At 47.2% G+C, this 913-nt stretch carries 1 protein-coding gene and 1 pseudogene; one reads left to right on the forward strand and one right to left on the reverse strand.

Annotated elements, in window-relative coordinates; genetic code table 11:
* Positions 1-261: pseudogene (locus A3735_RS29805) on the reverse strand (IS21 family transposase); the annotation flags it as partial.
* A 42-nt stretch (positions 262-303) separates the two neighbouring features.
* Here A3735_RS29805 and A3735_RS21135 point away from each other — a divergent pair.
* A partial coding sequence (locus A3735_RS21135) for a response regulator (RefSeq protein WP_156499801.1) occupies positions 304-913 on the forward strand: 610 nt, incomplete at its 3' end.

The following is a 913-nucleotide window of genomic DNA, read 5'->3' on the forward strand; positions in this document are numbered from 1 at the left end:
CTGGTATAGCTGCTTGACTGACTTACGCTGCTTTCGATGCTTTTTCACCTCACGGTGAAGCCAGCAGGTTAAGGTCTTCTCGTAGTCATCCAGCTTACTCGGCGACTTCCTTGCAGGGTAGCTTGGGTCTAAATTTCTATTATTGAGGTATTTACGAACAGTAATTCGTGACAATCCGGTCTTCCGAGCAATCGATCGAATCGATTGTCCCTCCCGAATATGCGAGCGTCGAATTACGCTTAGTAGAGCCACGTCTATCACTCCATTTTCTCCTGCTTTGCTGAAGCAGGGATAGGTTTATACGTGGGTCAAAATTCGATGCAAATATATGGCTTTAGTGGGTCAGTTTTGGGTGCAAATCAACAGCTAGGGAAGGAAATTATTGTTAAACAAGGCATCCGGGTATCCCTTGCCAACAATGGTGAAGAAGGCTACGAGAAAGCCATAAAAGGCAATTTCGATTTCATATTAATGGACATGCAAATGCCTTTAATGGATGGCTGCCAAGCTACCGAAAAGATACGGGAAAGCAATCAGAAGATCCCTATCATCGCGATGACCGCAAATGCCATGGCAGAAGACAAAGCAAAATGTCTTGCCTCGGGCATGAATGACTACGTGACCAAGCCCGTCAATGACAATGAGCTCTTTTCTGCCATTCTCAAACATGTCAAAGGCATCAGACAAAAGCAAAATCAAGCGCTATGCCCTCAGGAACAGCACCTTTCGGAACCAATCGAGCAGGTACAAACTGCCTCTGCGCCAGAGGAAAGCAGAATAAGTCAGGAGCTGTCGACTGAAGTCGAGGAAGTCGAGGAAGTCGAGGAAGTCGAGGAAGTCGAGGAAGTCGAGGAAGTCGAGGAAGTCGAGGAAGTCGAGGAAGTCGAGGAAGTCGAGGAAGTCGAGGAAGTCG

The organism is Oleiphilus sp. HI0061, from assembly GCF_001635675.1.